At 60.1% G+C, this 18,747-nt stretch carries 15 protein-coding genes; 14 read left to right on the top strand and 1 reads right to left on the bottom strand.

Going from position 1 to position 18,747, the window contains the following annotated elements; genetic code table 11:
* Positions 1–44: 44 nt before the first annotated feature.
* The 14 genes from ACVZUB_RS06475 (at position 45) to ACVZUB_RS06540 (ending at position 18,192) form a co-directional block, all read left to right on the top strand.
* Positions 45–1,370: a UDP-glucose dehydrogenase family protein gene (locus ACVZUB_RS06475; protein ID WP_058038960.1), complete on the top strand. Its 1,326-nt coding sequence runs from the start codon at positions 45–47 to the stop codon at positions 1,368–1,370.
* A gap of 639 nt (positions 1,371–2,009) precedes the next feature.
* Positions 2,010–3,455, top strand: coding sequence for a polysaccharide biosynthesis tyrosine autokinase (locus tag ACVZUB_RS06480; protein WP_474337785.1), 1,446 nt, complete (start codon positions 2,010–2,012; stop codon positions 3,453–3,455).
* Between the two features lie 417 nt (positions 3,456–3,872).
* Positions 3,873–4,175: a GNAT family N-acetyltransferase gene (locus tag ACVZUB_RS06485; RefSeq protein WP_230359580.1), complete on the top strand. Its 303-nt coding sequence runs from the start codon at positions 3,873–3,875 to the stop codon at positions 4,173–4,175.
* An 875-nt stretch (positions 4,176–5,050) separates the two neighbouring features.
* Positions 5,051–6,574 carry a sugar transferase gene (locus tag ACVZUB_RS06490; RefSeq protein ID WP_047269061.1) on the top strand — a complete coding sequence of 508 codons (1,524 nt, stop codon included), beginning with the start codon at positions 5,051–5,053 and terminating at the stop codon, positions 6,572–6,574.
* Positions 6,561–7,886, top strand: a complete 1,326-nt coding sequence (locus tag ACVZUB_RS06495; protein WP_482628249.1) for an O-antigen ligase family protein — start codon at positions 6,561–6,563, stop codon at positions 7,884–7,886. The genes ACVZUB_RS06490 and ACVZUB_RS06495 overlap by 14 nt, the downstream gene beginning before the upstream one ends.
* Position 7,887: 1 nt before the next feature.
* Positions 7,888–9,099: a glycosyltransferase family 4 protein gene (locus ACVZUB_RS06500; RefSeq protein WP_482628250.1), complete on the top strand. Its 1,212-nt coding sequence runs from the start codon at positions 7,888–7,890 to the stop codon at positions 9,097–9,099.
* Positions 9,096–10,307 (top strand): MATE family efflux transporter, encoded by a 1,212-nt coding sequence (locus tag ACVZUB_RS06505; RefSeq protein ID WP_058038963.1) that lies wholly within the window; start codon positions 9,096–9,098, stop codon positions 10,305–10,307. Before ACVZUB_RS06500 ends, ACVZUB_RS06505 begins: the two co-directional genes overlap by 4 nt.
* Positions 10,304–11,200: a glycosyltransferase family 2 protein gene (locus ACVZUB_RS06510; protein WP_482628251.1), complete on the top strand. Its 897-nt coding sequence runs from the start codon at positions 10,304–10,306 to the stop codon at positions 11,198–11,200. Before ACVZUB_RS06505 ends, ACVZUB_RS06510 begins: the two co-directional genes overlap by 4 nt.
* Positions 11,197–12,363: a glycosyltransferase family 4 protein gene (locus ACVZUB_RS06515; protein WP_058038965.1), complete on the top strand. Its 1,167-nt coding sequence runs from the start codon at positions 11,197–11,199 to the stop codon at positions 12,361–12,363. The genes ACVZUB_RS06510 and ACVZUB_RS06515 overlap by 4 nt, the downstream gene beginning before the upstream one ends.
* Before the next feature lie 5 nt (positions 12,364–12,368).
* A complete protein-coding gene (locus tag ACVZUB_RS06520) occupies positions 12,369–13,163 on the top strand; it encodes a WecB/TagA/CpsF family glycosyltransferase (protein WP_042452261.1) in 795 nt (264 codons plus the stop codon).
* A gap of 97 nt (positions 13,164–13,260) precedes the next feature.
* A complete protein-coding gene (gmd, locus tag ACVZUB_RS06525; RefSeq protein ID WP_007726640.1) occupies positions 13,261–14,292 on the top strand; it encodes a GDP-mannose 4,6-dehydratase in 1,032 nt (343 codons plus the stop codon).
* Entirely contained in the window at positions 14,289–15,257 is a 969-nt protein-coding gene (locus ACVZUB_RS06530; RefSeq protein ID WP_039972726.1) for a GDP-L-fucose synthase family protein, read from the top strand. Before gmd ends, ACVZUB_RS06530 begins: the two co-directional genes overlap by 4 nt.
* Before the next feature lie 55 nt (positions 15,258–15,312).
* Positions 15,313–16,638 carry a UDP-glucose dehydrogenase family protein gene (locus ACVZUB_RS06535; RefSeq protein WP_482628252.1) on the top strand — a complete coding sequence of 442 codons (1,326 nt, stop codon included), beginning with the start codon at positions 15,313–15,315 and terminating at the stop codon, positions 16,636–16,638.
* Between the two features lie 129 nt (positions 16,639–16,767).
* A complete protein-coding gene (locus tag ACVZUB_RS06540) occupies positions 16,768–18,192 on the top strand; it encodes a tyrosine-protein kinase domain-containing protein (protein ID WP_054187547.1) in 1,425 nt (474 codons plus the stop codon).
* Here ACVZUB_RS06540 and ACVZUB_RS06545 read toward each other — a convergent pair.
* Positions 18,164–18,688, bottom strand: a complete 525-nt coding sequence (locus tag ACVZUB_RS06545) for an arsenate reductase/protein-tyrosine-phosphatase family protein (RefSeq protein WP_058038968.1) — start codon at positions 18,686–18,688, stop codon at positions 18,164–18,166. The two genes, ACVZUB_RS06540 and ACVZUB_RS06545, sit on opposite strands and share 29 nt — an antisense overlap.
* Positions 18,689–18,747: the final 59 nt, after the last annotated feature.

Consider the following 18,747-nt stretch of genomic DNA (forward strand, 5'->3'; position numbering starts at 1 on the left):
AGCATTATTCGACGTAAACTCGACTTCGACAGGCAGACATCGTTATGACTTCTCGTATTGCGGTATTCGGCACAGGCTACCTCGGGGCGACACACGCAGCTTGCATGGCCGAGTTGGGTCACGAGGTTCTCGGGGTGGATGTTGATCCGAACAAGCTCGCTATGCTCGAAGCTGGGGAGGTTCCTTTCTACGAACCGGGACTCGAGGAAGTACTGCGCCGCAACATAGCCGCGGGACGTCTTCGATTCACGGCTTCCTACGAGGAGGCCGCAGAGTTCGCCGACATCCACTTCCTCGGCGTCGGTACGCCGCAGAAGAAGGGGGAGTTCGCGGCCGACATGCGTTTTGTCGATTCGGTGATCGAGACACTCGCACCCCTCTTGACCAGGCCGACCGTAATCTTCGGGAAATCAACTGTGCCAGTCGGTACAGCAGAGCGATTGGGTGCGCGGGCACGGGAACTGGCGCCTGCCGGACAAGACGTGGAGGTGGCGTGGAACCCGGAATTTCTCCGGGAAGGCTACGCGGTGAAAGACACGCTTCACCCGGACCGGCTTGTGCTCGGGGTCGACCGCAATCGACCCGGACGTGCGGAATCGATTGCGCGTGAAGTGTACGAGCAACTCTTGAACGAAGGTATTCCCTTTGTTGTGACCGACCTTGCGACTTCGGAGTTGGTCAAAGCATCAGCCAATGCATTTCTGGCAACGAAGATCTCGTTCATCAATGCGATCTCGGAGGTGTGCGAGGCTTCAGGTGCGGATGTGACCGTTCTTGCCGATGCCATCGGCCACGACGAGAGAATTGGTAGGCGATTCCTCAACGCCGGAATCGGTTTCGGTGGGGGCTGCTTACCGAAGGACATCCGTGCTTTCATGGCACGTGCTGGTGAGCTGGGAGCAGATCAAGCACTCACATTCCTACGCGAAGTCGACAATATCAACATGCGTCGTCGTACTCGGATGGTCGAACTGGCTCGAGAAGCGTGTGGTTCTCTACTCGGAGCCAATGTGGCGGTTCTCGGTGCAGCCTTCAAGCCTGACTCCGACGACGTGCGCGACTCACCTGCGCTGAACGTTGCCGGCCAGATTCAGCTGCAAGGCGCTGCCGTCAATGTCTATGACCCGAAGGCCATGGGAAACTCGAAGGCGTTGTTCCCCACCCTCACTTACACTTCGAGTGCACTTGACGCGTGTGCAGGAGCTGATGTCGTCTTGGTTCTGACCGAGTGGACCGAGTTTCGAAAGTTGTTGCCGTCGGACCTCGAACCTGTCGTCCGCAAGAAGGTCATCATCGACGGACGTAACTGTCTGGAACCGACCACCTGGCGTGACGCAGGGTGGACCTACCGAGGTCTCGGAAGGCCGTAAACCGGTGAAACCTTCACGGAGGGTGGGTGTTGTAGGCATCGAGGGGAAGTGGCCGTGTGCCCGGGACCAAAGTCCGTCAGCGAGCGAGCTGTGGCCGGGGGAGATGCTGGGATAGCCGCTCGTGCATCGCAGGGTGAGGGGCATGATGCCTTGTTCGGTTGGTATGCATCAACTTCCGGCGGCAAGTTGCGTAGTTGGTCGTCGACGGACGTTGGTCCTACGGCCCGCTGTGGTATGTGACCCTTTCATGGTCGGCACAGTCGACTGACGATGTCTAGGAAGTTTCGAGGCTCCGTTGCGGTGGTGAAAAGACCAATGACGCAGTAGAGTTCAGCCTGGCTGCACGTTGTGTCTGCTCTGCGCGATGTGTGAGTGGGCCCGATGTCAGTGTCGCGGGTTTGTCAGTGTCGCGTGTTCGCCACTTCCCGATCATGCATCGGCCAGGAAGTGAGATGTGTGAGATGCCGTGAAGGCCTCTCCCCCCTGGCTGTTTCGGCAAATACCTCGCGCTGTGACGCAGGGACACGAGATAGAAGATTGGCTGCCTCGTTCAGCCTGCATTGAGTGCAGCGGCTCGACAGCGGCTGTCGATTACTACTCGAAGACGTGATACGTGTTCGAGCCGAAGGAGATTCGACGATGGATGTACGGGACTACCTGAAGATTTTGCAGGCACGGTGGAAGATAGTCGCTGTCGTCACTGTGGTCGTGATCTTGGGCGCATTGGGCGCCTCGTTGATTGCCACGCCGATCTACCAGGCTTCCACGCGCCTGTTCGTGTCGACCTCTACCGGAACAACCGTGAACGAGGCTTACCAAGGTAACCAGCTCTCACAGCAGTTGGTCACTTCCTACGCCAAGCTCCTTACCGGCGAGACACTGGCACAGAGAACGATCGATTCAGTCGGGCCCGATCGACTCGGCGGGCTTTCCGCTGCGGAGATTTCGTCCAAGGTGACCGCCACATCGGCGCCGGATACAGTACTGCTCGATTTGAGCGTGCAAGATGCGTCGCCTGAACTGGCACGTGAAATCGCAAATGCGCTCTCGGACGAGTTTGTCGTGATGGTCAAAGATCTGGGTACGCCCGCAAATGGTGGCACAGCACCTGCGCGCGTCGTTGTCGAACAGCGAGCACAAACTCCCGCGGAACCGGTGTCGCCGAAGACTTCGCGGAACGTGGCGCTCGGTGCCGCGATCGGGCTTCTGCTGGGGATCGGGTTGGCTGTGGTGCGTGATCGCCTGGACAACACCGTCAAAGAGCGCAAGGTGGTCGAAGACATCGTCGGCGCGGCGATGGTGGGAACAATTCCGTTCGACAAGGAACGCGAAGTTCATCAAGCGATCAACTTCCACGAGGGCAACTCCGCAAGTGCCGAGGCGTACCGCGAGCTGCGAACCAATCTGCAGTTCCTGGCCGTGGATCGCCCACCGAGTGTCATCGTCGTTACGAGTTCTCTTCCCTCCGAGGGAAAGACCACGACTGCGGTGAACATCGCACTCGTGTTGGCCGAGGCAGGCAAGAAGGTGTGTCTCGTCGAAGGTGACCTCCGTAAGCCTCGCGTTTCGAAGTACCTCGGACTTATCGGAAGCGTCGGTCTGAGCTCGGTCCTGGCCGGGCAAGCAGATCTCGACGACGTACTTCAAGTCACGAGCAATGCTGACCTGACGGTTCTTGCCTCAGGTCCGATTCCCCCGAACCCGAGCGAACTTCTGGGCACTGACACTGCCCATGCGGTCTTTACCGATCTCCGCAGAAGGTTCGACTACGTCATCATCGACGCCTCGCCGTTGCTTCCGGTTACGGATGCTGCAGTTCTTTCAGCGCTGGCGGACGGTGCGCTAGTGATTGCTCGTCACGGCACGACGAAGAGGGAACAGCTGAGCAGGGCGGTCGGCAATCTCCACAGTGTGGGCGCGACGATTCTCGGTACTGTCATCACGATGACCCCGCTGAACGGTCGTGGTGTCTACGAGTACAAGTACTACTACGATTCCGATCCGGTTGTCGCTGACGTGGCCGTGGAAGGTTCCGTGGACAGCAATCCAGTCGGCGAACGAAAGGTCACGTCGACAGTCATCTGACCTGGTCGTACTTTAAAATCCCGACGCCTCATAGGGCCCTCGAGCAAAGCTCGGGGGCCCTTCTCTGTGTGGTGAATCGGACGCAATCTCCAGTCGGGTCCTCTGAGTCTGCGACGCGCACTGCCGGAATGCAGATTCATCGGCCGTCGCAGTAATCGGGTAGGCACGGGCATGCGGGATGTGACGCTGCGGTCTGAGCTGTCCCTGCTTGACCGGTGCCTCTATGACTGTCGATCTGGTTGCGACCGACGAGGCCTTGTGGGCGTCTCGGTTGGAATCGCGTAGCGAGTGTGGCGGACCGCAGGCGGACCAGCCCGATTCGGCCTCGAGAGTTTCGCAACGCCTAGATGTCGATCTGGCATCCCTCGATGGACTTGGACAGCGGGTGCGGGGGTTGTCGGCCAGCTGCGACTCAGCATGAACGAGTTCTTGGCCGATGTCGGTGGTCATATCGGCCACGGGGTCCGTCGGTCGGAGGGCCGGAAAGGGATAGCGTCGACTGCTCTGGGTGAGGCGCTCGCGTATGTCGGCGACCCGGTGGGGCTCAGTCGCGTCCTGGTTACCTGCGACGAAAGGAACCCGGTTTCGCGTAAGGCAATCGAAGCGTGCGGGGGTTTACTCGAGAGCGTGCGCCCAGCTGATCAGTTGTCCCGCAATGTCGGTTGTTCGAGAGACACGCTCCGCTACTGGGTGCGAACGAGCGTGTCGAGCGTCCGTTGACCCTACACGGCCACACACGTTTGCCATGGCCATAGCCATAGCCATCGGTAGCAGTCGCCCCGCTTTGCAGCCGAGCGGCTGCGCAACTCGCATGTCCCTAATTGGGCTGTGCTGCAACTATTTCAGGACCTCACAGGCGATCGCTGGCGGTCCACACTCCTCCTTTTGCATGTCTGAATTCTCGGTGTCGCCCGATCGTAGGTTCGCGCAATGCCGGCCAGGAGTAGGTAAGACGCCCAGAGGCGAAGTGTCGAACAATCGTCCAGGGCTGAGTCGACGCTGAGCGCATCAAAGTATGGATTGCAGTGTGTTTACCAACCGCGTGCTGGTTTCCGTCCAAACGTGGAGCCCAAATGGGCTAGGCGATGAAAACTATAGGTACGCAATGGTAATGGTGAGCAATGTTCACTCCTTCTTGTCGGAGGGTGAATAACTGACGTCAATGCTGGCGTCGGGAAGAACTTCGGAAAGCGCTATTGCCACGCTGTCCGGAATGTGGCAAACTCCTCACTGGTACTGACCAGCTAGCCGAAGAGTTGCCAAGATGTGAGTCCTGGCAATATCGAGGCCGGCGACGTCAGCGGGCGAGGAGAAATCGCCGATCGTCCTGTGTTTGGGTTGTTAGTGGACTCTGCTTCAATCACGGGGTGTGAGCTGCGGCAATGCCGCAATAATCGACAGTTGGGCCGAGGCCTGACAATAGTCGCCGGGTTAACTGCAAGGCGCACGTAATGCGACCATACGCACTGAACGCAGCAATGCGGAGCAGTTGCTTCGCTGTCGAAGTTTCGGGAATCGGCAAGGCGGTCCGATGGACCTCGGCCGGTGAACATCTTCAGGCCGAATTCTGTGCATGGGGAAAGGTTTCTGAACACATGACGGTTCTCGAGATGGCCGCGCCCACGAAAGAGCGGCCACAACAACACCGACGAGTAACGCCGGAGAGGGCCGGTGGAGTTTCCGCACGCAGGAAATGGCAATCTGCGTATCTTCGTCGTCTGGCGATCACCGACACGATCATCGTTGCGGCAGTTGTGTTTCTGGCTCAATGGTGGCGATTCGGTAGCGACGCGGATGTCGTCGACGGTGAAGCATTCGGTCATTTCAGCTACACCGCACTGTCTTTCGCCCTGATTATCGGCTGGTTTGCCGTACTGAGGGTATTTCGGACCAGATCTCCTCGTGTGATCGGAAGCGGCCCTGAAGAGTACCGATTGATCGCTGTCGGAACGCTCCGCCTGTTCGGACTGATTGCGATCGCCAGCCTTCTCCTTCACCTGGAGATCGCGCGCCTGTACCTTGCCGTGGCGTTTCCGATGGGATTGACCGCCTTGATCGCGAGTCGTTGGATCTGGCGACGGGTGATTGCTCGTGAGCGAGCCCGAGGTGAATTTCGAACTGCCGTACTTGTGGTCGGTGTGCGAGGGGCGGTTGTCGATCTTGCACGCAACCTCGAGCGCGACGATGCCCATGGATACCGAGTTGTCGGAGTCTGCGTACCCGGCTACGGAGGAGACGTGGGCGAAGTTGTCACAGTGAACGGTCGGGACATTCCGGTGCTCGGAGACGAGCACAGTGTCACCGACGCACTCGAACAGGTCGGTGCCGACACGGTGGCGGTGACGGCGTCGGAGCGACTCGGACCGGAAGGGCTGCGCAAGCTGGCCTGGGATCTCGAGCGCGATCATGTGGACCTTGTTGTCGCACCGGGGATTCTGGATGTGTCCGGGCCGAGGCTCTCGATGCGCCCGGTCGCAGGATTTCCGCTGATTCATGTCGAGCGTCCGCGCTATCACGGCGCACAGAAGTTCTCGAAGACGACCTTCGACGTTGCTTTCGCGGCGCTCGTGCTGGCCGTGATCAGTCCGGTGCTTCTGGCGGCTGCGATCGCCGTCAAGCTCACGAGCAAGGGTCCGGTTCTGTACAAGTCGGAGCGGATGGGGTTGGACGGTCAGCCGTTCCCCATGCTCAAGTTCCGCTCGATGGTCCAGAATGCGGATTCACAGGTCACGGCACTGATGAAGGAGAACGAAGGCGCCGGAGTGCTTTTCAAGATGCGAGACGATCCGCGTGTGACGACGGTAGGTCGATTCATGCGCCGATACTCGATCGACGAGTTGCCCCAGTTCGTCAATGTCCTCCGGCGAGAGATGAGTGTTGTAGGACCGCGGCCACCGCTTCGGCGCGAGGTCGAGATGTACGACGACGCGGTCAGTCGTCGGCTACTGGTCAAGCCCGGTGTCACCGGCCTGTGGCAGGTCAGTGGACGTTCTGATCTTTCGTGGGAAGACACTGTCCGCCTGGACCTTTCCTACGTCGACAACTGGTCGATGATGGGTGACGTCATGATCGTCGCGAAGACGCTCAAGGCGGTGGTGGGAAGTGATGGCGCCTACTGACAAGAAGGCGGTACCGGCGCCTTGCGAAAATGAGGCGCCGAACAATCCGCTGATCTTGCGAACGGCATTGGTGATCGCGGTCATCGGCGCGAGCGGAGCCTTTCAGGCGTACACGCAGAGGACAGCGCTCGGATCGTTGCTCGTACACGGTTCGGCCGTTCTTTCGGCGACACTTGCGTTGGTCTACTTCCTCGACCGGCGATACTCACGCAATACGACGTGGCCTGTCTTCACGCTTATGATCTCGGCCGGCGTCCCGGCAACCAGCTGGTACTGGTCGACACTGCCCCGGAACTCCGCCGTCGCCGGCATCGTCGTCGTGTGCCTGGCGATCACGGGAATCATCGTCGCCCGTGAGTTGACCTTCGCGGTGCGAGTGCGGACTGTTGCCCTCACCTTGCTGGTACTTCTCGTGCTGTCGCTGATGGTCGTGTTCCTCGATCCTTCGACTGGCATCGACGTGGACACCCGCGCCGTTGCTTATCGCGGAATCTTCACGCACAAAAACACTTTGGGACGAATGGCTGCCATCGAAGTTGTACTTGTCGGTGTCATGCTCATGCTTCCCGACGGCAAGCGTATTCCGTGGGTGGCGGCGCTGGCTGTCGCCGGCATCGTGTTGTTCGAGGCCCGGAGCCAGACCGGTCTCGTCGCTGCGGGGATTGCGCTGGCGACAATGCTTGCTCTGAGGTGCTTTCGACGGACACCGAACGCTCACCTCGCCTCGACTGTGATCATCGGCCTGTACCTCGGGGTGTCCGGCGCGATGAAGGTGCTCGGACCCGATGTCGCGGCGCTACTCTCGCGAGATGTCACGCTGACCGGCCGGTTACATCTCTGGACGGTATCCGACTACTACGCCGAACAGCGGCCTCTGCTCGGATGGGGCTTCGGCTCGGTGTGGGCGCCGGACAGTGCAGTGGGGCAGATGATTCGGTCAAAGCTGTCCTTTCCGGCGACCAGCGCACACAACGGAATGCTCGACATTCGGCTGCAGATCGGTTGGATCGGATTCCTGCTGCTGTTGGCCGGCTATTACCTGCTTCTGAGCACGGCGCTCGGGCGAGCCCGCAGCAGAACGGAGTACATCGCCGTCGTCGCGATCATGGCTCTCGTCTTCTCGATGGACTTGACGGAGTCGACGCTCTTCTTCGGCGCCATGTGGCTGATCGCATGGGTCTTCCTGGCGCCGTACGGACCCTCGACCCACCGCTCCCACAATGCGGGCAACGCCGAGTTGTCGATCCGTGGGGTTCGTGCCGACCAGAACGACGCGTACAGGTTCGCTCCGGAGCGAAGAGGAGGTCACTGAGATGTACAAGTCGTTCGATGTAGCGCGTTCGAAGCCTGAAGTGAACCCGACGTCCGCCGGTGGATTCACGCCGCCGAAAGCCTTGATGTTCCATGCGATCTATCGGAATCCGGGTGGTGAGGAGCAGAGCTTCGCCAACGAATCCAAGCTCCTGAAATCGATCGGATACGAGACGGTTCAGTGCACCACCGAGAATTCCAAGATCTCCCGGGGACCGTGGGCGGCAGTCACCGCTGTTTTCAGTCCTCGCGTACTCGTCGATGCGTTGCGCATCATCCGTTCGGAGCGCCCCGACGTCATCTACGTGAACAATCTCTGGCCGGCGTTCTCGGCTTCGTTGCTCGTGGCCGCAAGAGCCGCCGCAATTCCTACGTTGCAGGCGGTTCGGAACTATCGCCTCGCCACACCGTCAGCCAAGTTGCGCGCAGATGGCACGTGCACCGAATGCGGTTCCACCAAATACTTCACGAGTTGTGTCCGCAACGGATGCTACGGAAACAGCCGACTGCAGAGCCTTGTCTGCTACCTGAGCGCTACGGCGGTCAAGCTGAGCGTCTTTGGGTGGAAGCAGCACAGGTTCGTCGCAACGAGCGCGATGACAGCACGTCTGGTCGAAGGACGACTGATCAGTTCTGGCCGCGTCGTGGTTCGTCCGAACTTCGGATTCGAAGAAAATGAACCCGAGTTTCGGAGCACTGATTCGGTTGTGTGCGTCAGCCGACTGACACCGGAGAAGGGCGTCCTGGATTTGGTGCGCAACTGGCCGCAGGGCGCTGGAAGTCCCTCGCTCACAGTTCTCGGTGACGGACCGCAGTACGGCGAGATCTCCAGCATAAGCGCAGCTCTCGACAACGTCACGCTGGCCGGATTCACTTCGCACGAAGATGTGATCGAGATACTTCGCGACAGTGCGGCGTCCGTGGTGCCGTCTCAATGGGCAGAACCGTTCGGACGCGTTGCGATCGAATCGATGTCGGTTGGCACCCCGGTCATCTACGCAACCAACGGTGCACTCGCGGACATCGTCGGACCGGGCGGAACGCCTCTCTATACCTTGGAAGAGTCGTCGATACGCGAGGCCCTCGATCGAATCTTCGGAGCGGACGATCGATCGGCGATACGCAGATCCGCTTATCGTCACTACTCGAATCGCTTCACATCGCGCAAAGCGGCGACGTCGATGCGTGAGCTCATCGACGAGGTGAGATCGTGAAAGATCGCACTCGGCATGTGACATTCATGGCCGATCAAGGGCTTTCGAGCGTCCTCACTTTTGTCGTTCTAACCTCGGTGGCACGACTCGGTGGTCCGATCGAAGTCGGCCAGGTTGCCGTGATTCAATCGGCGGGTCTGTTGGCACTGGCACTGGGGAGAGCGATCGGCGTCGACGTCTGGCTGTCGCGAGGGGCGGGGTCCGACGAGCGTGGACCGGCGTTGGCGCCCACGATCGTGCTGGCGGCGGTATCGGTGACATCGGTGTGGGCACTGTTCGTGATCGCCGGCTCGGACTCGATGAATCTCACGGTATACGCCTTGGCTGCAGCTGGTTTCGTGGTGTTGGACGTGATACGCACGATGCTGATGCACGACGGTGCGAGTTGGATCTCTGTGTCGATACAGATCGTGACACTCTCGTTCGTCCTTATTGCAGCTTTCCTGGTCGAGAATCTGACACTTGCACTCGTGACCTATACGGTCGGTGTCTTCGTCGCGCTCGCTCTCGGTCACGCATCCATGCGTCTGGTACCGCCGGTACCGTCGATCAGGTACTCGCGCACTCACCGATATCGATCCGTGCCGTTTGCGATCGAGATATTGATGGGATCAGCTGCGCAGCAGGCGATGTTCTTGATACTCACTGTGGTGGCGTCGATCTCGATGATCGGTGAGATCAGAACTGCCCAGACACTGCTCGGTCCGCTGTCCTTGATGTTCGCGGGCATCTCGCCAATTCTGATGCGTAAGTTCGGCAGTGGTGTCGAAGCGATGAGCCCGAGCGAGTGCATGGCACTCGGCCGCCGAGTGGGCTTGCAGATCTTCTGGGTTTCGATCATCTGCGTTTCGCTGATCTGTCTCACGCTCGAGATTCGATTCTCGGGAGTGCGATTGATGGATCATCTGGTCGGGTCGCACTTTCCGAACTTGATACCGGTCATTCTGCTGTGCGGGTTGGCGGTGGCGTTCAACGGGATTCTGCTGGGAGTCGGCACGTCGATCCGCGTCGTGGACAAGACGGGAAACCTCAACAGATTTCGCGCCTTGCTGTTACCTCTGCAGTTTCTGATCGTTCTCGGGGCGGGACTGACCGACAGCGCCGTACCCGTCGCAGGAGCATTGGCCGCGTCGGCGTGCGTCAGCGCGAGCGTCGCACTTCTGGTTTCGATGAACCGTGACGCCCGACCGAAAGTTGACCTCTCATGAAGAATCCCAGCGGCGTCGTAGTGGCGATTCTGACCTTCCGTCGTGAATCGGAACTGGCTGTCTGCATCGACAGCGTCCGGGCATCGATCCAGGCTTCCGGTGCCTCCGCCCAGGTCGTAGTAGGCGACAACGATCCGGAATCCACCACGCCGACGTATGTTGCCGACGGGATCGAACGACTGCATCTCGGATTCGGCGGGGTATCTCCGGCGCGACGTGCGCTGGTCGATCTCGCCCGTGCACGAGATCGTCGTTACATCGTCTTCGTCGACGACGACGAGTACGTCGATGTCGACTGGCTGTCGAATCTCCTCACCTGCGCCGCAGATTTCGACGCAGGTGCTGTGGCCGGTCCTGTGATTCCGGTGGGTCTGCCTGCCTCGGAACTTCCATTGCACACTCGCGTTCGCCATTCGACCGGCACCCCGGTTGCGTCTGCAGGCGCTGGAAATCTGTTGTTGGACCGGAAGGCTTTGAACGGCTTGAACTTCAGTGACGACTGGGATCTACCTGGCGGCGAGGACACCGAGTTCACGCTCAGGATGAGCGCCGGCGGTGTCCGGTTGGTGTGGTGCGACGAGGCGCTTGCGTACGAACCGGTAGGCGAGGATCGGCGTCGGGATTCCTGGCTCTTCGCCCGGTATGTCAACAACGGACGAATCCTCGCGGTCTGTCAGGGACAGCTCGAGCTGCCACTGTTGGCGGCTCAGAGTGCCAAACGCGCTCTGCTCGTACTCGCGTCGGCGACGTTGATCCCCGTTGCCTTGATCAGTCCACGGATCAAGCGCGTGGTTCTCGACAACGGTGCACGCAACATCGGTTGGTTCTCAGAGCGATTCAGCCGCAGCGATTCTCGGACGCCGCGCGCACAGAGGCTGGTGGTAGCGCGATGACACGGTTGTTGATGACGGCATACGCCTGCGATCCGAATCAGGGGAGTGAATCCGGTGCGGGTTGGGCGCTTCTCTCGGCAGCTTCCGAACTGTGTGAGTCGATCACGGTGGTGACTCGCTCCGGTGAGGCTCCCGCATTGGAATCAGAGTGTGAACAGCTCGGTTGCGAAGTTCGTGTCGTGCGAATAGCGACTTTGCCCGCGGAAGAAGCCGGATCGTACGGTCGATACCTCCGATGGCTCTGGCACACCTCACTGTTCGTTCGGCGTGAAGCGGCAAACTTCGACGTCCTGCATCATGCAACGTTCGCCTCCGACTGGTTGCCCCCACCGGTGCTGTTCGGTGGAGCCGGCGGAGTACGACTGGTATGGGGGCCTGCCGGGGGCAACACCTACCCGCCGATGCCGCTCGCCAGGCGCATCGGTATGCGGTACCTGGCAACCACGGCAGTTCGGACCTGCTCCACGAAAGCCGTTCGGTCACTGACACACATCTTCATGTCCGGACGAGTCGACACTTTCATCGCGATGAACTCCGACAGCGGACGAGGCGCACCGCGGGCACGCAATGTCGTCGTCCAACCCAATTGTGTTCTGGACTACGACGGAATCGAGAAGCAAGCGGTACCCAGACCGAAACGAAGACTCTTGTTCGTAGGAAGACTGTTGCAATACAAAGGAATCGACCTGATTCTGGATGCGCTCGAGCAGCTGGGCACCGATTGGTCCATGACCTTTGTCGGGGAGGGACCCGCCCGCGGGCGGATCGAGAAGTCGCTTCCGTATCGGCGCGGTCAGGTCACGCTTCGCGGATGGCGCGACAGATCGGAAGTGGTAAGCGAGATGGGGGCCTCCTCCGCTCTGCTCTTCCCGAGCATGCACGATTCGGGCGGCTGGGTGGCGGCCGAAGCGGCTGCGGTGGGCCTGCCGGTGGTCTGTTTGGAACTCGGCGGTGTGCCGACACTGGCAGGTAGGAACGCCGTGACGATCCAGGTTGCTCCGGCGTCGACTCTCTCCTCTCGTATCGCTCGATCGATTGTCGAGACCGAGCTTTCTCTCTTTGAACCGCAGCGTGATTGGACTCGGTCCCGGTTGACATCGGTCTTGTCGCGCAGCTACGGCCAGTGCAATGAACGTCGACATACGAACTCGGAAAAGTGGTGAGACAGATGAGCAGTCCGTTCGAGGTCATCGAGGTGGGTGGCATTCCGTTTGCCGCGACCAATCTCGAGAGAGCTACCGATTGGGTAGTCAACGACAGACGAGAGGGAGCAGGAACCGGAGTCTCCGTGAGGTTGTCGAATTCCTACTGCGTGTCGGCGGCGCACAGTGATCGCGACTACTCCGCGGTTTTGAAGGGTCCGGGTGTGAACTTCGCAGACGGAACCCCGGTCAGCTGGGTGATGCGCCTGATCGGCGGCACCGCCGATCACGTCGGTGTTCGACCAGTCCGGGGTCCGTCGTTCTTCGAGGCCACCCTGGACAAGGGACGCCGCTACAGCCTTCGTCACCATTTTGTCGGCACGACAGAAGAGACGTTGAATCTCTTGACGGATCGAGTCGAGGAGTTATACCCGGGAATCAAGGTGGCCGGCACATATGCCCCGCCGTTTGCCGCGTTCAGCAAGGAGTTCGTCGACGACATCATCACGAAGATCGATCCGACGTCACCGGACATCGTGTGGGTCGGTCTGGGTGCGCCGAAGCAGGACTTTGTCACGAAGGCGATAGCGGATCGAACCGACTACGTGGCCGTCGGTGTCGGCGCTGCCTTCGACTTCTTGGCCGGAACTGTTTCGGAGGCACCATCTTTCGTCCAGAACTCGGGTTTCGAGTGGTTGTATCGACTTGTATCCGAACCCAAACGTCTGTGGCGGCGCTACCTGTTCGGTAACTCGACATTCATACGGCTGGCATCACGTGACATACGAAAAGTCTTCGGCCGTTTGGGGGGACGCGCATGAGCGAGATCAAGACTGCCGAGCGATTCGGAGGACTACGGACCACGACCGTGGTTTCGCAACTATCAGGCGGGCTGTCCCGCAACGGAAGGAACGCAGGATGAAACGCGCACTGATTACCGGAATCACGGGGCAGGACGGCTCTTACCTTGCCGAGTTGCTGCTCTCCAAAGGCTACGAGGTTCACGGACTGATCCGTCGATCCTCGACGTTCAACACTTCGAGGATAAACCACATCTACGTTGACCCGCACGATGCGGATGCTCGACTTTTTCTTCACTACGGTGACCTCAGTGACGGAGCGCGCCTGGTGACACTACTCGCGCAGATCAAGCCGGACGAGGTGTACAACCTCGCTGCGCAGTCTCACGTCAGGGTCAGCTTCGACGAACCCGAACACACCGGGAACACCACTGGCGTCGGGTCGATCCGACTACTCGAAGCGGTTCGGATGGCCGGACTCGACTGCCGGTTCTACCAGGCGTCGAGTTCCGAGATGTTTGGTGCCACACCGCCACCGCAGAACGAGGAGACACCGTTCTACCCACGTTCGCCCTACGGTGCGGCGAAGGTGTACTCGTACTGGATCACCAAGAACTATCGTGAGGCATACGGGATCTTCGCTGTGAACGGAATTCTGTTTAATCACGAATCCCCTAGGCGTGGTGAGACATTCGTGACGCGGAAGATCACGCGCGCGGTCGCACGCATCCAGGCAGGTATCGAGGATCATCTGTACATGGGCAATCTCGATGCGATTCGCGACTGGGGATATGCGCCGGAGTACGTGGAGGGAATGTGGCGCATGCTGCAGGTCGACGAGCCTGAGGATTTTGTGCTCGCCACCGGTGGCAACTACTCGGTGCGCGACTTCCTGACCGTCGCGTTCGAACATGCAGGTCTGAACTGGGAAAACCACGTTCGATTCGACGAACGGTATCTTCGGCCGACCGAGGTGGACGCACTGATCGGGGATCCGAGTCATGCCGAGCGCAAACTCGGTTGGAAGGCCGGCGTGCACACACCCGAACTGGCCCGGATCATGGTCGAGGCAGACATCGAAGCGCTCGAACACGAAGGGCGACCGTGGATCGACACTCCGGCACTTCCCGACTGGTCGGCGACGCGATGAGTGATTCATTCGCAGCGCGACCACTCGATCGAGGCGCACCGTTCTACGTGGCCGGCCACCGAGGTCTGGTCGGCTCTTCGGTGTGGCGACACCTGGAATCTGCGGGCTTCACCAGGTTGCTCGGAAAGACGTCGGCCGAACTCGATCTACGTGACCGGGAAGCTGCTTTCGATTTCTTCGCCCGCGAAAAGCCGACCAACGTGATCCTCGCAGCAGCAAAAGTTGGGGGGATTGCGGCGAACAGCACTTTCCTCGTCGACTTCCTGTCGGAGAATCTGCGCATCCAGGTGAACGTGCTCGACGCTGCCCTCGCACACGGCGTCGAGCGTCTCCTGTTCCTCGGATCATCGTGCATCTACCCGAAATTGGCACCGCAACCGATCAAGGAGGAATATCTGCTCACCGGGCATCTCGAGCCGACCAACGACGCCTATGCAATAGCAAAGATCGCGGGAATACTCCATGTTCAAGCTGCCAGGCGGCAGCATGGTCGCCCCTGGATCTCAGCTATGCCCACCAACCTGTACGGCCCGGGAGACAATTTTTCTCCGCGCGGATCGCACGTACTTCCCGCCCTCGTTCGGCGTTACGACGAGGCGCAGTCGTCGGCAGTCCAGTCGGTTGTCAACTGGGGGAGTGGCAATCCGCGACGTGAATTCCTGCATGTCGACGACTTGGCGTCGGCGTGTCTGCATCTGCTCGACAACTACGACGGTGCATCGCACGTCAACGTCGGAACCGGCGAAGACCACACAATTCGCGAGATCGCTTCGATGGTCGCCGACGAGGTCGGATACACCGGCGAGACGCAGTGGGACACCTCGAAGCCTGACGGAACGATGCAGAAACTGCTGGACGTGAGCATGATTCGTGAACTCGGATGGCGGCCGACAATCGGATTGCGCGAAGGAATCGCGTCGACGATCTCGTGGTACCGCGACAACATCGGTGCCGTACGCACCTGAATCACTTTTCCCATCAACACACTTCGCACACTCTCGAGAAAGCAGATCGAGCAACATGAGCACTCGCATAGCAGTATTCGGCACGGGATACCTGGGCGCGACACACGCGGCCTGTATGGCCGAACTCGGTCACGAGGTCCTCGGAGTGGATGTCGATGCGGCAAAGCTGGAGAAACTGGCAGCAGGTGAAGTTCCGTTCTACGAGCCAGGGTTGGGCGAGGTCCTACGAAACAACATCGATCGAGGGCGACTGAAGTTCACGTCGTCGTACGAGGAAGCCGCAGAATTTGCGGACGTGTTCTTCCTCGGGGTCGGGACGCCGCAGAAGAAGGGTGAGTTCGCCGCGGACATGGTCTACGTGGATGCCGTGATCGAGACTTTGGCGCCGCTGCTCACCAAGCCCGCGGTCATCTTCGGCAAGTCCACGGTACCGGTGGGAACCGCGGAACGGCTCGGCAAACGCGCGCGGGAACTGGCACCGATCGGTGACAGCGTCGAAGTCGCGTGGAATCCCGAGTTTCTCCGTGAAGGATTTGCCGTCCAGGACACGTTGCACCCGGACCGACTTGTGCTCGGAGTCGATCGAAATGTCCGCGGTCGAGCGGAATCTGTTGCGCGCGAAGTTTATGCAGAGCTCATCGATGCGGAGATTCCGTTTCTCGTCACGGACCTTGCGACGGCGGAGTTGGTGAAAGCGTCAGCGAACGCTTTCCTGGCCACCAAGATCTCGTTCATCAACGCCATCTCCGAAGTGTGCGAGGCCGCGGGCGCCGACGTCACAGTGCTCGCCGACGCGATCGGGCACGACGTTCGGATCGGACGTCGATTCCTCAACGCGGGAATTGGTTTCGGCGGAGGGTGTTTGCCGAAGGACATCCGCGCCTTCATGGCTCGCGCCGGTGAACTCGGTGCCGACCAAGCACTGACGTTCCTGCGCGAAGTCGACAACATCAATATGCGCAGACGTACACGCATGGTCGAACTGGCGCGGGAGGCATGCGGATCGCTTCTCGGTGCGAGAGTCGCAGTTCTGGGTGCCGCGTTCAAACCGGACTCGGACGACGTTCGTGATTCGCCGGCGCTCAACGTCGCGGGTCAGATTCAGCTCCAAGGTGCTGCAGTGAACGTGTACGACCCAAAGGCCATGGACAATTCGCGCGCGCTGTTCCCGACGCTGACCTACTCGGCAAGTGCATTGGAGGCCTGCGAAGATGCCGATGTCGTCCTGGTATTGACCGAGTGGCTCGAATTCTTGAAGTTGCAGCCGTCCGATCTCGATTCGGTGGTTCGCAACAAAGTGATCGTCGACGGGCGCAATTGCCTTTCCCCCGACGACTGGCGAGGCGCAGGTTGGAACTACCGCGGACTGGGACGCCCGTGAGCACAGGACGTCTCGTCCGTCGCAGCTGATCTATATCGAAATGAGAAAGCCCGGTTCGCCCTCGCGGTCCGACCGGCAAAGACCGCTCAGACCCGCAGTGGACATGCGTGAGCCGAAGGAGACATCAAGATGGAAATTGTCGACTACCTGAAGATATTGCAAGCCAGATGGCGAATCGTCGCTGCTGTAACCTTGCTCGGAATCCTCGGAGCCCTTGGCGCTTCTCTTCTTTCGACGCCCGTTTACCAGGCCTCGACGAGGCTGTTCGTTTCGACGTCGGCGGGTACCTCGGTCAACGAGGCACTGCAGGGCAGTCAACTTTCACAGCAGCGAGTTCTGTCCTATACAAAACTCCTGACCGGCCGAACACTCGCACAGCGGACGATCGACGAACTGGGACCGAGGGTGGTCGGCGGGATGTCGGCTGACGAGTTGGCCTCCAAGGTCACTGCGACGTCGGCGCCCGACACTGTGTTGATCGACCTCGCAGTCAAGGACGCGTCACCGGAACTCGCACGCGAGATCGCGAACACTCTCTCATCCGAATTCGTGGCATTGGCAAAGGAACTGGAGACACCCGAGAACGGCGGAACACCGCCTGCACGTGTGGTCGTCGAACAGCAGGCTCAACAGCCGACTGTTCCGGTGTCACCCAAGACTTCGCGCAACCTCGCGCTCGGCGCAGTGGCGGGACTGGTTGTGGGGATCGCGCTTGCGTTGATTCGTGATCGACTCGACAACACGGTGAAAGATCGTCGAACTGTAGAAGAGATCGCGGGTTCGGCGATGGTGGGCACGATCCCGTTCGACAAGGACGTCGAAGTCAATCACGCGATCGCTTTCAGTGACGGAAGTTCCGTGAGTGCCGAAGCCTTCCGTGAGTTGCGCACCAACCTTCAGTTCCTCGAGGTGGACCATCCACCGCGTGTCATCGTCGTCACGAGTTCGCTTCCCTCCGAAGGTAAGACGACCACGGCCGTGAACATCGCTCTCGTCTTGGCGGAGGCCGGCAAATCAGTGTGCCTGATGGAAGGCGACCTCCGGAAGCCGCGAGTATCGAAGTATTTGGGATTGCTCGGAAGTGTCGGCGTCAGTTCGGTGCTCTCCGGTCAAGCGACGCTGGACGATGTGCTTCAGCCGACCGAGTTCGACGGGCTGACAGTGCTCGCCTCCGGACCGATCCCGCCGAACCCGAGCGAACTACTCGGCACGGACACGGCCAAACATGTTCTCGAGGAACTGCGGGCGCGATACGACTACGTCATCATCGACGCCTCGCCGTTGCTACCCGTCACGGATGCCGCGGTCCTGGCCGCGATGTCGGACGGTGCCCTGGTGATCGCCCGACACGGCTCCACGAAACGCGATCAACTGGCGCGCGCGGTCGGAAACCTACAGAGTGTGGGTGCGCACGTCCTGGGCACTGTCATCACGATGACGCCGTCTCGCGGACGCAATGCGTACGAGTACAGCTACTACTACGAGTCGGACAAGTCGCTACCGCAGTTGACCGCGGTGCCCGCGCTCAACGCTCACCGAAGCGAAGTCGGCTGAGCAGCGGGCCGAGGAGATCGGCGATCTCAAGTCCGATCTCGTGAAACACGTTCTCTTCCTTACCCATCGGATCCATGACGTCCTCGGGTTCGGTGGCACGAAATCGGGGTCTGGCGGCGGCGAGGTCCTCGACAGTTCCTGCATCTGCGAGCGAGCCCAACCGTGCGGCTTCTCGAAGTGTGAACGTGCGCTTGAGCCGCGCCGGAGCCATCGCCAGGACTTTGTCTCGCTGACTTTCGGTCATCGTGAGAATGAGGTCGGCGTCCGAGGCCAGCGCTGTTGTCATGCGTCGGGCTTGAAACTCCGTGGGGTCGCCGCCGAGCCCCGCGAGAACCCTCGCAGCAGTCGGCTCGATCGGGTGTCCGACCATCGCCCGGGTTCCGGCACTCGACGCGGTGAATCCGGTGACCCCGGCTTCGGCGGCATAAGCACGTGCAAGGCGTTCGCCCGTGGGTGATCGGCAGATGTTTCCCGTACAAACGAAGAGAACGTGCATGGCAGAAGCATAGGTTGCACACGCGACGCACTCGTCGTACGCCCGATGTTGGTTTCGCG

The sequence above is a fragment of the Rhodococcus sp. OS5 genome (genome assembly GCF_056837585.1).